The sequence below is a fragment of the Bartonella sp. TT67HLJMS genome (genome assembly GCF_042193375.1).
GTDB lineage: Bacteria > Pseudomonadota > Alphaproteobacteria > Rhizobiales > Rhizobiaceae > Bartonella > Bartonella grahamii.
The window spans coordinates 293986-308941 of sequence record NZ_JBHILP010000001.1; the positions used below are offsets into that span (position 1 = coordinate 293986).

A 14956-nucleotide genomic window follows, 5' to 3' on the forward strand; every position below is an offset into this window, starting at 1 on the left:
AGAAGGATTTTCTTATTTCAATTTTTGCACATTATATGTGAAGGTTTTTTTCATCTCGTTTTTGTTTTCATTTAAGATATTAAAATTATTTTTGAAACAGTAAATCTCGAATTAAAGATTTAAACGATAACCATTTTGATCTGTCATGAGAATTTGTGCATTGGAGGGATCTTTTTCGATTTTTTGTCGCAAACGATAGATATGGGTTTCTAAAGTATGGGTGACAATATTTTCATTATAACCCCAAACTTGTTCTAACAATGTTTCACGGCTGACAATTTTATCATTGGCATAATAGAGACATTTAAGAATTGCTGCTTCTTTTTCTGTGAGACAGATTTTATTGTTGCATTGATCAAGAAGAAGTCTTTGTTTCAGTTTAAAAGTATAGGGGCCAATATGAAAGGTTGTGTCTTCATTTTGTTCATATTGGCGCAACTGTGCTCGAATTCTCGCTAATAACACCGCAAAGCGAAAGGGTTTTGTCACATAATCATTGGCGCCTGTTTCAAGATCTAAAATATTATCGCTGTCTGTATCATGATTTGTTATCATAATAATGGGGGCACGAAATCCTTGGATGCGTAATTTTTTCACGGCTTTGAAACCATCAAGATCAGGAAATTTAAGTCCCAAAATAGCGAGATCAATATTTTCTTCTTGGATTATTTTCATTCCCTCTTCTGCTGTTTTTGCTTGGAAAATTTCAAACTCTTGATGCATTTGCAATTGTTCTACTAAAACGGGGCGTAGATCGTCGTCTTCAACAATTAAAAGAGTATAGTGGTTCATGTTTTTCCTTATAGGCATGTTGATGCACTGATTGGTAAAGAGTAGTTTCGTGAAAAATGAGATTTCATGCAAGAAAAATTAAAAGAGGAAAGTTAAAAAGAGCGTCTCTAAAATACACATTTATAATTTCTATGATTGCTTGCTGGAAAGAAGGTATTTCCGTCTGCAGAGTATTTGACGTATTGGTTGGAGGTGTTTTTTTATGCTTTAGAACGTGTTTTAGCTATTGAGTGTTATCATCTTTACGTTTATGGAGAAACAAAGCCGGCACTATTATACACTTTGCCAGTTCGTGGGTGTTGCGGACAGTTTTTGGCACTTGAGACTCTTCATAAGAGGAATTTTTAGTCCTTTCTTTCACGTTTTTTATCTATACGGGACTTTTTCTGCTTGTAATGTGCAAAAAAATAGATTTTGATTGATTCAATATAAATAGGTTGGGAATGAGAGAATCCTGCGGTATGAGGGGCTCCCATCCAACATGTAAAACAATGAACACTCAATATGATGCGTTGTTTAAGCCTGAAGAGAACTGTGCAACACCTAACACATATGCACTGTTTAGGAGAATTTCACGGTCATTTTTATTGTTTTTTATCCACGTTCAGTTTTGTTTTTTCGTTGCATTTGTGTGCGAGGGGTTTTTGTGTGTGATGTTCGTGGTGTTGCTTATTATAATCGTTGAGTAAGCTTTGCATTTAGCAATGCCGAAAAGATGCATCATAAAGAGATTTTTTGTGCAATGCTATGAAGCATTTTTTATATGAGTTAATGAATAAAAATTATTGTTTTAAGATACAAGCATTTCCCTCTTAAGGTTCCCCATCAAACAAACTTCTTTCCATTCATCTTCTGTCACGGGTTGTACTGATAAGCGGCTGGCTTTAACCAGTACCATATTTGCTAGTTTGGGATTGGCTTTAATTTGTTTTAATGAAACAGGTGTTGGCATGTCACAAAGTGCACGGATATCCACACATTCCCAGCGTGGATCAGAGCTTGTAGAATCAGGGTGTGCTTCAGCACATATTTCTACAATGCCTACAATTTCTAAACCTTTATTTGAGTGATAAAAAAAACCTTTATCGCCATATTTCATGGCGCGCATATTATTACGGGCTTGATAATTGCGTACACCATCCCATTGTTCGCCATCAGCTCCTTTTTTCTTTTGCATCTCCCATGACCACTTATGGGGTTCAGATTTAAAAAGCCAATAAGCCATGAGTTCTCCTTTTTCATAGACTGTTATGCATTCATCATGTGCATTTTTATAAGCATCTTTGTAACACCATCAACGATGATTTTTAAAATGGGGTAAAGAACGGGCATTATCTGTTTTTTCTTGTTTCAAAATAACGTGTAGCAGAGAAACGCGATCCATTGATATTTCATGTTGTATAAGGGTATTTTGCTCTTTGCTTATCTTTTCAGCTATGGTTTGAAATGCGGTCACTATAAGAGTTTGTTGGAGAAAATTAAGAAAATTGATTCTAAAAAGCTTCAAGATCACAATGGCAACGAAACGAATAGATGATCAAAGATGATGAGGTCAAAGAATGGCTTTCATATCTATACTTCGTGGGAGAGAGTAGATCTTATTATGCCGTAAAATACCGTCATTTGAAGTGTAATGATATAAGGCAGTTTTTTGAAACATGAAATTTTTTAGAATGTGTGGTGAATATTTAGGTTTGCTTGTCGAGCTTTGGGTTAAGTGAATTGTGTGAGTGGGAAGCAGGTGGATTCCGCTCGATAGGGAATTCGGACTATTTACAGACCGGATTGAGTAGAAATCTTCGTTCTTTAAGATGTGTGTGGGGGTGTCAGTTTTATTATGCTTTTGTTCCACGGCGTCCCATCCCGATCAAGGGCGTGGCTTTTTCATCTAATGGCCAGCGTGAGCGGGGTGCAATGTCAAGAGAGCTTGTTTCTCCTCGTGCGAGTTTTTGTGCACCGGCAAAAGCAATCATTGCAGCATTATCGGTACACAAGGAAAGAGGAGGAGCTATAAATTCAAAACCATGTTGATAGGCAAGTTCTTGCAACGTAGAACGAATGGCTTGGTTTGCAGCAACACCGCCTGCGACAACCAAAGCAGGAGAACGCTTTCCTTGATCATGAGAGAGAGGATATTGGTGGGTAAAGTGTTGTAGGGCTAGGTGAATACGATCATGTACTGTATCGGTCACGGCGGCTTGAAAACTTGCGGCAATGTCAGCAATATCATTTTCCGTAAGAGGAGCTATGGCTGTTGCGGCTTGTCGAACAGCAGTTTTGAGTCCTGAAAAAGAAAAATCTAACCGTTTTTCACCTTTTAAAGGGCGTGGAAGGGGGATGCGATTTTTATCACCAAATAAAGCTGCTTTTTCAAGTGCTGGTCCACCAGGATAAGGAAGACCTAAAAGTTTTGCAGTTTTATCAAAGGCCTCTCCTAATGCATCATCAATGGTGGTTCCTAAACGTTGGTAGTTGCCTACTCCATGAACAATGATTGTTTGTGTATGACCCCCTGAAACTAAAAGTAATAAATAAGGAAAGCTAACGTTGTGCGTTAACACAGCTGTTAAAGCATGTCCCTCTAAGTGATTTACCGCAATAAATGGTTTGCCAGTGGCAAGAGAGAGAGCTTTTGCGCTCATAACGCCTACCAACAATCCTCCTATCAAACCTGGTCCACTGGTGGCTGCAATGCCATCAATATCTTTTAATTTTGTGTTTGCTTCTGTTAGTGCTTGCAGAATTAAATGATCAAGAACTTCAACATGGGCACGAGCAGCAATTTCAGGAACAACACCGCCGTAAGGTGCATGGTGATCAATTTGGCTCCAAACAACATTGGAAAGAATTCGGCTGTTTGATTCATTGTTATATTCAATGACAGCCGCTGCCGTTTCATCACAACTTGTTTCTATTCCCAGCAGACGCATTTTAAACAAAACCTTATATTGAAGCTTCTTTCCTGCGTGCGTACCATGAACAGAAAAAGATGCAAAGTATTTCTCTTAGAATTGATTTTTCTATGAAAAAATATGTGTTTTGGCATTTTCTTTGAATTTCATGATATTGTTGATTAAAAAATAAAGCTGTATTTTTGAGTATAAAATGCAAATGTGTTTTTTAAAACTTGTCTATTAAAGTCTATAATTGTAAATATTATTGAGCAAAATGATATTTGGAAAATTTCTATAAAGTTATACTCTTTATAAAAAGAATGTAAAACAAACGAAGATATTTGAGAAAAGCTTCATTTTTAAAACTTTTTTCATTTTATTATTTTATCATTAAAAAAAGTGTGCACAAAAAGTGACAGAGATGGTCGATTCTTCAAAACCAAAAGTTAAACCACATTATGCTGGTACGCGCCGTAAGAAACCAGTTATTGAACATGAAGCTGTTCCCCATGATTCAGAGGAAAAAATCCACGATTCTGTAGAGTCTCATGCGCGAGAAAAACAGAATATGCAAGGTCAGGATAAAAGTAGCTCTAGTACAACTTGGCTTTTCTTGTCCCTTTCTGGAATTTTGGGGGGATTCATTGCTTTGGGAATTTTTATGGGGCTTCAATGGGCTGGTCTTTTTCCTTCTCCTTTTGTGGCAAATTCTGTTGGGGGGGAAAAAGCTTTGCAGATTGCTGAAGCCGCAAAAAGTCAAGGTGAAGACACAAAGGAACAATTGAGGCGGGTACTTCAAGAAATCGATGCGTTAAAAACAGAGTTTTCTTCTTTCTCAGCACAACAGTTTAAAACAACGAAAAACGATGAACTATCGAAAGAAGAAAGCAAAAAAGCTTTTGCGATTTTAGAGGAAAAAGTAAAAGCTCTTGAAGAAACTGTACAAACTTTTGTTAGAGACTCGAAAGAGATAGAGACGGCTTTGTCTGTTGGGCAGAGCAATGCAAATGATCTTGCTGCGTTAAAACAACAGTTAGAAGCTATACAGGAAGAAACTGCTGTTAAAAATAGTGAGAAAAGAGAAATAGATACCGCACTCTTTACAGCAATTAGTTCATTAAAAAATGCTATAGAGCGTGGGGGATCTTATAATAATGAATTAAAGCTGTTACAGCAATTATCGCCTTCAATTGATGGACTTGATGTGTTGCAAAAAACAGCTACTGTGGGTCTTCCAAGTTCAGCACAACTTTCTGTTGATTTTTCTCATGTTGCCGATGCAATTGTTGGTACGCAAAATATTGTTGCGTCAGATGCTGGTTTTTTCGACCGAATTTTAGCGTGGATAAAAGGGCTTATTGTTTCGCGACCGATTGGCAATGTTGAAGGGACAACGCTGGGGGCTATTGCGGCACGCATGGAAGTTGCTATTCAAGCTGGTGATTACGAAAAGGCTTTGAGCGAATGGCAATCATTGCCACAAAGTGCAAAAGATGTTTCAATGGATTTTGTTAAGCAGCTTGAAAGACATATTGCTATTCAACAGTTGTTGCAGCAATTGTTATTGTCTGTGCAACAAGGATCTTTTAAGGCAACAAAGATGTAAATAGGCCCAAGATGATACGTGTTTTTATTTATACTTTTGTTGTTTGTATCCTCGGTTTAGCTTTCGCGTGGGTTGCTAATCACAATGGTATTTTTGTTCTTACATTTTTGCATTTCAGATTTTCTGCTTCATTGCTTACAGTGTTAAGTGTGCTTATTTTGCTTTTTGTAACGCTGGTGCTTTTATGGTGGTTATTGTCTTTCTTTTTTTCCTTACCGAGTGCTCTTTCCAATTATTTGTATAAACGCCATAAAAAGCGCGGTTATGAAGCTCTTTCAAAGGGGATTCTTGCAACTTTTGCTGGTGATAGTATGGTTGCGCAAAAAATGGAAGCACAGGTTGCTAAATATCTTGCAGGAAAACAAGAGCCATTGGTAAAACTCTTACAAGCGCGAACCTTGTCTTTACAAAATAATTCTGTTCGCGCCATCGGTCTTTATGAGGAGATGAGAAAGGAAGATTCGACAAAATTGGTTGGACTTTATGGTTTGTTTCGTGAAGCGATGAAGAGTAAAGCTTATGAGGCAGCGCAACAATATGCCGAAGAGGCACTGACTTTATCGCCAGCACTTTTATGGGCGCATCAGGCGGTGCTTGATCGGTTAAGTACTGAGGGTAAATGGGATAAGGCACTTACTATTTTTGAAAGAGCGCAAAAAGCTCTCCCGCGTTCTGTTCGCGCGACTCCAGAGCGGCAGCATATACAGGTTTTACTATTAAGTGGGCAGGCACTTTCTTTGTTTGATACACATCCTGTACAAGCACGTGAAGCCATTTTGAAAGCCCATAAATTGGCGCCTGATTTTGTTCCAATAATAGTTATTGCTGCTGATATTCTTTATAAGTTAAATGAAACGCGTAAAGCGGATAAAATGATTATAGCGGCTTGGCAAAAGGATCCTCATCCTGATTTGGCGTCCCTTTATCTCGAAAGAGAAGAGGGAGCCATTGGGCGATTGAAAAGGGCTAAGACGCTTGCTTCTTATAATAAAGATGCATTTGAATCGGCTTTCCTTATTGCTAAAGCAGCTTTAGATGCTGGTGAAACAGCATTAGCGAGAGAGCAGGCAAAAAAAGCATTACAGTATCATCCACGGGAAAGTGTTTATTTATTGTTGGCAGATATTGAAGAGGCACAGGGAAACAATCAAGGTGCTGTGCGTCAATGGCTTTCTTTAGCACTTCGTGCTGAACGTGATCCAGTATGGATGTGTGATGGGTCAATTTTTTCTTCTTGGTCAGCGGTTTCTCCAATCAGTGGACGTTTGGGCGGTTTTGAATGGAAGGCGCCTCCCTGTATGCCTTCTCTCACATTAGAGGCGGACAATATTGTGTCGAAAAAGCAAGACAAAGAGTATGTTACGGGAAAAAGTGATGGTGTTGAAGATAAGAAGCTTGAAAAATTAACACCTATAGACGATTCTCTTTTGCATAATGTGCAGGTGGAGAAACAAGATATAAAAGAACAAGATGTAAAAATGTTCAGTCAAACTCACTTAAATGTTGATGATCCAGGGGTGAAAACAGAAGAAGAAACATCTTTATCGAGGAAAAAATTTCGTTTATTTTAAATTGCGCCAATGTGATATATGAGTGTTTTCTCAGAAGAAATAATTAACCTAGAAGAAAAAACATCGTTAGTCTTGTCCAATAAAATTATTCTCTTATGCTTTAAAAATGAAGTTTTGCTTGGTTGCAGAGGTGATTGGTTAAAAAATGTTTTTAAATCAGAGATGTCTTGATAAAAAACAAAAAAATAACAAACCAAGGATTGCTGTTGTTATTCATCGGCGGTCTACCTATACTGGTCGTTTAGGAAAATTTTTACAACAAAATGGTTTTGTTCTTGATATTTATCGTCCTATTTTTGGACAAAAACTCCCTGATACATTAGAGCATTATGCCGGTGTTGTTATTTTAGGGGGGCCGATGAGTGTGAATGACAGCGAAGCCTATATTGGTGAGGAAATTGATTGGATTTCGTTATCACTAAAGGAAAATAAGCCTTTTTTGGGTATTTGTCTTGGAGCACAAATGTTAGCGCGAAATCTAGGGGGGCGCGTTGGTACAAGAAGTGATGGGACTGTTGAAGTCGGTTGGTATCCACTAGAAGCAACCCCTCAAGGGAAGGAATTGATGAATTGGCCAGAAATGGTCTACCATTTCCATGATGAAGGTATTTATGATTTACCGAAAGAGGCAATGCTTTTGGCAACAGGGCATACATATCCTACACAAGCTTTTCGTTATGGAAACAATGCATGGGGTTTGCAATTTCATGCTGAGTTTACACGTGCTATGATGCGGCGTTTGGTCGTGCGTTCGGCACATAAATTGACTGAAAAAGGTGCTCAACCTGCTTGTGCACATTTGAAAGGTCGTTTAATTTATGATCAAGCTTTAAGCCAATGGTTTGAAGGTGCATTACGACAGATTTTTTGTGTACCGACCGCATTTGTGTGAGTGTTAGAAACACTATTTATTATCGTTCTTGTTGTGCTGTAAAACAGTATCGTTTAAGGCAGAGATAGAAAACTCATGTAAAACTTTACACATGAGGTATTTTTTGTTAGAAAGTGTAATGGATTTTCTTAAAAAGATCTTGGTGGGTGGACTTATGAGATACTGTACTTTAGAACGATGTATAGGAACTCCTTGAAGTGATCAGTAGATAAAATCCGGTCGATTAAGAAGTTGGATTGTTTATAAACTGACTGTGGTTAAGAATCTTTGTCCTTTTTAGGGTGGGGAGGAAGTTAAGAGATAAAGAAAGTTTTAATGTTGTCTAAATCCTTTCAAATACCGTCATCACAAAAGAGATTTTCTTTGAGCTATTTAATTTGTGGGCTCGTTTGTCTTGCTCTGATATTTATTTATAGCGCACTCTGGTTTTTTTTTCACGTAAAATAGAAGAGCAAGTTTCTGATATATTTGCAAAAGCGTCTTCCTATAACATGGCGGCGGTATGTGAGAATGTGCGCAAGGATGGTTATCCTTTACGTATCGGTGTTGTTTGCGACAATTTTCAATTTTCTTGGCCTTTACATGGGGTTTCTGTATCGACGGGGCGTTTGACAGCTGGTGCACCAATTTATGCACCTCATTTGGTCGAGTTTAATGTTCATTCTCCTGCATCAATTGTTTTTTCCGGACAAACTTCCATAGTATCGCGTTGGCGCAATTTGGTTATTGAAACAGAACCTTATTGGAAAACGGGTAAAACATTGAAGTTTATAGCTGAAGGGCTTGAAATTTCACCTCTTTCCTCTTCCCTTGAAGATCAAAAGCCTCAAGAAGCATTAGGAGCACAAACAACAGATAAAAAAACGACACAGGAAAATGTAGAAGATCAAGCATCTTTGCAAAATACGCATGACATGATTACTCAGTCGGTAGAGACAAAAGATACGCCTCAAAAAATAACGGCAGAATTTTTGCGCTTTGATCTGAAACATGAAAATAATGATTTATTGGGAAATATAACTTTTGACGGTTTTGATGTTTCTCTAGTTTTTACATCTTCTTTTGTTGATGTCCCAAAAATTGATGGTAACTTGAAAGTGATTTTAAATGACATCTCTTTTTTGTCTGAAGATGAAGGAAAAAATTGGCAACAGCGACTGTATGGAAAAAGTGGGCTTTTAAAGCAAGGTGAATTGACTTTTCATACAGGTGGTGGGTTACGTATTAGTGGACCTTTTTCTTTTGATGAAGAAGGATATTTGACAGCAGAATTCGAACTTGTCCATATTCAGCCCATGAAGCTTCTTAACACTTTGCAGCGCTTATTTCCCGCGCAGGACAATAATCTTCAAGCGTTATTTTTTATTTTGGGTGCACTGCCTAAAAATGCCGATGGCGCTCCCGTTCTCCCCTTGCTCATTAACAATGGGTGGGTAAAATTAGGTTTTTTAAAACTTGGTCGTCTCGCTCCACTTTAGGTTTTGTACCCAAGCCTTTTTTCATTTTTACCACCAAATTTCGATTTTTTCTGATTTTCACACTTTTTTGCAATTTTAGAGTGTCAAAATCTATTTTAACAAAATGCGTATTTAATGGTAAAAAATAGCTGTAAAAATAAAAAATTACCACTTACTCCTAACTAATCCCACCTCTTTTCACTTAGTACAAAATCTTATGTCAAACTACATATAGCAACAGTGTTTGTGTGGAAAAAGTGGCATTTTAAAGTATGCTGAATTGCCTTTTTATACAGGTAGTGTGCAGGTAGTGTGGTGCCGTGTTAGGAACCTTTTTTCTTTATGTATGGAGTTTTGAGCATATTGCATATGTCTGTTTAGAGTGACCTTTGAAATAGGTAAAACAGCCTAGTTGGATGAGAATATGAAGTTGTAAAGAGGAGAATGGACGTCCGTTTTTACTGTCATTTTTTATTCGATTTTACGCATTTGTTAAAAAAATATTTCTCAGTGTTTCCTATTTCACGATGTTGCCTATGAATGGTATAATGATAAAGCCATTAAGCACCACCATCTTTTCGTTTATGGAGTAAGAAGCTAAGGGGGGCGCCATCATATTTATATTTTCCCACTCCTAATGTTTCTACAGCTTTTGGCATTTGAGGTGGTTATGAGGGGCATTTAGTTCTTTCTTTAATGTTTTTTATCTATACGGTTTTCCCATTTGCAATATGCAAGGGGAAATACGTTTAATTGATTGAATATAAACAGATTTGAAATGAGACAAACTTAGAATATCAGCTTCTCCTTCAACATAAAAATAATAAAATTATGATTGTAAATCAATATATTATATTTTTATGTTGAAGGATGTTTGACAGTAAAATTTGAATTTATTTTTTATTTTAAGTGCTTTGTCTAAAAATGCGGGATAGCGCTTCCGTTCTTTCCTTACTGATTAGTCATGGATGGATAGAACGGGAGATTGAATGGGTCGTTTTGTATTTGCTTTAGGTTTGAAAGCCAGTATTTTGTAGTTGAGAAATCAATCCTGCTGCAAAAGTAAAACGAGAAATATTGAGATCATTTTCAATAAGGGCACTAATGTGGTTTGTAATTTTGTGAATATGATCTTCTTCTGTTTTTTTCCAAGTGTCAAAAGGATCTTTTTTCTTTCCATAATTTTTGAGGATTTTCATAACGATTTGCCGTAAGCTTTCAGAAACATTTTCTTTGGCTTGGCTTAAAGCCATACTATCATAATAATCTACTACAGGAATTATACGACTTGCTTCGTTAATGCGGTTTATACGAATGATTTGCGCAAGTGAAAAATAGATCTCTGCGGTTTTAATAAGATCACTGTTGCTTTTTTTTGCAATTAAAGAAATATCACAGATTGTTGAAGCAGCTTCTAAGAGAGCTAATTGTTTCGCTAATGCTTTTGGTGCTCCATCTTCGCTGTAGTGCAATGCTTTTTCTTCAATTTTTTGCTTAATATCGTTGTCGTGAGAATGCATAAGCTCTTTTTCAATAACGCTACGGGCTTGCTTTATTGTTTTTACAATTTCTTCTAATGGACGTGAGAGATCTATGTTGTGTAAACCCCAACTGGTTGTTTCAAAGAGCATTGGGGTCATTGCTGCGTAGAATTTGTTTTGGACAAGACCGGGTATTTTATTATCAAGCTTATCAATTTGCTCAGACAATTGAGGAATTTCAAAACCATCGCGAATGGCAATGAAAACGCGAATAATATTTTCAGCTTTTTGTTCTGTTGCATCGTGTAGTCTATTAACAAAAGTGGGGCCTCCACGATTTACAATATCGTTGGCAATCAGTGTTGCTATAATATTACGACGCAATTGATGGTTAATGACTTCCTTCTTAAAATTTTCTTGAATTTGTGTTGGAAAATAGTTCAGCAAGGTTGTATTGAAATAGTGATCATCAACAATGGGGCTATTAGCAATTTCTTCTTTTAAGGTTAATTTAGCATATGCAAAAATAACAGCGAGTTCTGGACGGAGAAGACCTTTGCCTTGGGTTGTTCTTTGTCGTAAAATTTGCTCATCAGGGAGTATTTCAACTCTACGATCTAGAAGCTTTTTTTGTTCCAAATCGTGCATAAAGCGTATTTGATAGGGCAAATCAGTAGTGCTTTGATTTTCCGCCAAAGAAAGAGCAAGGGGTTGTAGATAATTGTTGCGCAAGACGAGTTGCTCGACTTGAGGTGTCATTTTTTTCAAGAGCTTATTGCGTTCTTCGCGGGTTAATGTTTTGGCGCGTAGTGCTGATGCAAGAACAATTTTGAGATTGACCTCAATATCAGAACAATTCACACCAGCAGAATTGTCAATGGCATCCGTATTGCATCGACCACCATTTAAGACATATTCAATCCGTCCACGTTGTGTAACACCAAGATTAGCCCCTTCGCCAATAATTTTTGCACGCACTTGCTCTCCGGTAATGCGTATCGCATCATTTGCACGATCACCTACTTGGGCATCATTTTCTGTTGCAGCGCGGATATAAGTACCAATGCCGCCGAACCATAAAAGATCAACAGGGGCTTTGAGAAGAGCAGAGATAATTTCAAAGGGTGTTCCTGTTTGTTTTTCAAAACCAATGGCTTGTGCTGCTTCAGGTGAGAGAGTAATGGTTTTTTCTTTTCGTGAGAAGATACCACCGCCCTTTGATAATTTGCTTTGATCGTAATCTTGCCAGCTGGAGCGAGGAAGTTTAAAAAGGCGCATACGCTCTGCATAGCTTTCGTCTATGCTTGGATCTGGATCAATAAAGATATCGCGGTGATCAAAAGCGGCAATCAATTTTGTTTGTTTGGAAAGCAGCATTCCATTACCAAAGACATCGCCAGACATGTCTCCAACACCGACACAGGTGAAGGGCGTTGTTTGAATATCCTGATCAAATGTTTCTCTAAAATGTCTTTTGACAGCTTCCCATGCACCTTTGGCTGTAATACCAATGGCTTTGTGGTCGTAACCTGCTGAGCCTCCAGAGGCAAAAGCATCATCGAGCCAAAAGTGATTTGCTTGGCTGATGGCGTTGGCGGTATCAGAAAAAGTTGCTGTTCCTTTGTCTGCTGCGACAACAAAATAGGGGTCAGGGTCATCATGACAGATGACATTGGGGGGAGAACTGATTTTGCCGTTAATCAGATTGTCTGTGATTGAGAGCAAAGCTGTGATAAAGTCTGTATAAGCTTGTCGTGCTGCTTCTACGATGAGAGCACGGTCATTTGTTTGGGGAAGCCGATGGGGATAGAAACCACCTTTTGCACCTGCAGGAACGATAACCGCATTTTTAACTTGTTGGGCTTTGACTAAGCTGAGGACTTCGGTGCGATAATCTAATGCACGGTCAGACCAACGAATTCCGCCACGAGCGATAGGTCCAAAACGTAAATGCACCCCTTCAACTTCCGGTCCATAAACAAAAATTTCTCGGTAAGGGCGTGGTTCAGGCAAACCCTCAATTTGGCGCGGATTTAATTTGGTGGCTAAAATACGTCGAGGACTTCCATCGTCAAGAGGCGTAAAGGCATTCGTTCGTAAACTTGCATCGATAAGGTTGCAATAACGGCGTAAGATGAGATCATCATCTAAACCAGATACTTTCCGTAATTTTTCTCCAATACGCTTTTGAATAACCTGTTGGCTTTTTTCCCGTTCTTTTTCTGTATGGCTTTGGTGAAATTTTAAATGAAATAAAGCATAAAGATCTTGGGTAATGTCAGGATAAGCATTTAAAGTTTGGGCAACGCGATCTTGCGAATAAGGAATACCAGCTTGCTGGAGATAGCGCCCATAATGGCGCAAAATAACAATTTCATACCAATCAAGTTCAGCTGTTTGGGTGAGCGCGTTAAAAGCGTCATTATCAGCATTTTGTGCCCAAATGGCCTCAAAGGTTTCGGCGTGTTTTTGACCGTTTTTTTCAAAATTGATACAGAGCTGGAAAGTGCTTTCCAGCTGCATATCATGAAGATACACAGAGTGCCCATAGCCATCTGGTAATTCAAGGGTTTGTTCGGCAATAACGCGAAACCCCATGTTTTCAAGGAGTGGTACACGTTTGGAAAGGGCAAGAGCTTCATGGCGGTGAAAAAGCCGAAGAGAAATGGTACGTTTTTCTTTGTTTTGTGCGTGATAAAAGTTCACGAAAAGGGGCTTCTCATCATGAAGATTTAAAATATGTCCGGCATCGTTAATAGCGTCTTCAGCTGAAAATAAATCACGATAACTGTTGGGAAATTCGCTGGCTAGACGTGTTTGTTGCTCTGTTGTTTTCTGGGCAAGAGCGATGGCTTGAACGCTGTCTTCCCAACTTCGTGCAATCGAACGTACATGTTGTTCAAGTGTGGAGCGCTCGTGAAGGGGAACAGTTTCGTTTCCTTTGCGATGGATGATATAATAGACACGTATAAGGGTGCTTTCCAAAAATAGCGGATAAGATTCAAAAAAGTCGCCTTTATAGAGCTCAACAAAATGTTCGCCAACTTTTTCACGCAGGCTGCTGCTATATTGGTCACGCGGTACGTAGACAAGGATAGAAACAAAGCGCCCAAAAGAATCAGTGTGGGCAAGAACCCGTAAACGTGGGCGCTCATCTAATTGTAGAATAAGTTTAGTGTTTTCTGTCAATGTATCAACATCAGAGCGAAACATTTCATCTCTTGGATAGGTTTCTAAAGCACTGATGAGTGCTTTTCCTGAATAATCGGCGTGATTGTGTCCAAGACGTTGAATAATAGTTTGGGCTTTTTCTTTTAAGAAAGGAATTTGCAAAATAGAACGTGTATAAGCTGAGGAGGTAAAAAGCCCTACAATGCGTAATTCTCCACAGAGTTGTTTTTCTTTATCAAAGATTTTAAGACCAATATAATCGAGCCAGACAGAACGGTGAATTTTGGAGCGGCTGTTAGCTTTTGTCACGATAAACAGATTATCGCTTTCCATGAAGGATAAAACTTCTTGAGGAGGTTCTTTCATACTTTCATCGTCAACAATATGAATAGAAGCATCCGTGAGTATACCAAGTTCAATATTACTCGCTGTAAAGGATTTAAGGGGTTTTTGGTCTTTGATGAAGTTGTAGGTGCGCATACCAAGGAAAATGAAATTATCGTCCATTAGCCAGTGAAGAAATTCAATAGCTTTTTCGCCTTCTTGTTTGTAGTGCGGGGGAAGACTTATTTGGTAGGCATGAATATGCTTTTTAACTTCTTCAAGCATAGGCTTCCAGTCTTGTACAGCAGCATTAACCTGTTCAAGAACTAAGGTGAGTTCATTTTCAAGTTTTTGTATTTGCTGTTTGTTTAATGACTCGATGTGAATTTGCATCAGACTGATGCGTTTTCCAGAAGCACAATCAAGAATAGGGTGCGCAATCAAATAGATATGGTTTTTGTGTTGATTGAAAACATTTAAAATAGAATCGAGAAGGAAGGGTTTGTTATCATTGACAAGTGTGATAGCGGTTATAGGCTTGTTATTACGGGTCAAATTTTGTTCAAAGTAGATAGTATTTTTTCCCGTCTGATGGAGATTAAAAGCTTTTACTGCGACGGCTGCGGCTTTTTGAAGTTCTTTATTTTCGTAATAAACAATATCTTCTTCATCGGTTTGAGCAAAAAGGATTTGTTCTATTTTATCTTGGGTGTTTTTTGTCTCTGTTTTTTTTGGTTGCAACACATCCACTCTCCCTTTTTGCTCTTA

At 38.2% G+C, this 14956-nt stretch carries 8 protein-coding genes; 4 read left to right on the forward strand and 4 right to left on the reverse strand.

Annotated features, from left to right (window positions below; genetic code table 11):
- Window positions 1–111: 111 nt before the first annotated feature.
- From ACFIJQ_RS01060 to tsaD, 3 genes are all read right to left on the reverse strand, one after another.
- Window positions 112–792, reverse strand: coding sequence for a response regulator transcription factor (locus ACFIJQ_RS01060; protein ID WP_375628095.1), 681 nt, complete (start codon window positions 790–792; stop codon window positions 112–114).
- A gap of 790 nt (window positions 793–1582) precedes the next feature.
- Window positions 1583–2017, reverse strand: coding sequence for an EVE domain-containing protein (locus ACFIJQ_RS01065; RefSeq protein ID WP_015857066.1), 435 nt, complete (start codon window positions 2015–2017; stop codon window positions 1583–1585).
- 610 nt (window positions 2018–2627) lie between these two features.
- Complete coding sequence (gene tsaD / locus ACFIJQ_RS01070; protein WP_015857065.1) at window positions 2628–3722, reverse strand: tRNA (adenosine(37)-N6)-threonylcarbamoyltransferase complex transferase subunit TsaD; 1095 nt, start codon at window positions 3720–3722, stop codon at window positions 2628–2630.
- Window positions 3723–4107: 385 nt separating this feature from the next.
- Here tsaD and ACFIJQ_RS01075 point away from each other — a divergent pair, with 385 nt between their 5' ends.
- The 4 genes from ACFIJQ_RS01075 to ACFIJQ_RS01090 all read left to right on the forward strand — a co-directional run bounded on the left by ACFIJQ_RS01075 (window position 4108) and on the right by ACFIJQ_RS01090 (window position 9233).
- A complete protein-coding gene (locus ACFIJQ_RS01075) occupies window positions 4108–5292 on the forward strand; it encodes a COG4223 family protein (RefSeq protein WP_375628097.1) in 1185 nt (394 codons plus the stop codon).
- 11 nt (window positions 5293–5303) lie between these two features.
- The gene (locus ACFIJQ_RS01080) at window positions 5304–6863 is read left to right on the forward strand and encodes a heme biosynthesis protein HemY (RefSeq protein ID WP_375628098.1); all 1560 of its coding nucleotides are present in this window, start codon (window positions 5304–5306) and stop codon (window positions 6861–6863) included.
- A 145-nt stretch (window positions 6864–7008) separates the two neighbouring features.
- Window positions 7009–7755, forward strand: a complete 747-nt coding sequence (locus ACFIJQ_RS01085; RefSeq protein WP_375628100.1) for a glutamine amidotransferase — start codon at window positions 7009–7011, stop codon at window positions 7753–7755.
- A gap of 422 nt (window positions 7756–8177) precedes the next feature.
- Entirely contained in the window at window positions 8178–9233 is a 1056-nt protein-coding gene (locus ACFIJQ_RS01090) for a DUF2125 domain-containing protein (protein ID WP_273787739.1), read from the forward strand.
- A 989-nt stretch (window positions 9234–10222) separates the two neighbouring features.
- Here ACFIJQ_RS01090 and ACFIJQ_RS01095 read toward each other — a convergent pair.
- Window positions 10223–14932, reverse strand: a complete 4710-nt coding sequence (locus ACFIJQ_RS01095) for an NAD-glutamate dehydrogenase (RefSeq protein WP_273787599.1) — start codon at window positions 14930–14932, stop codon at window positions 10223–10225.
- Between the last annotated feature and the right edge of the window lie 24 nt (window positions 14933–14956).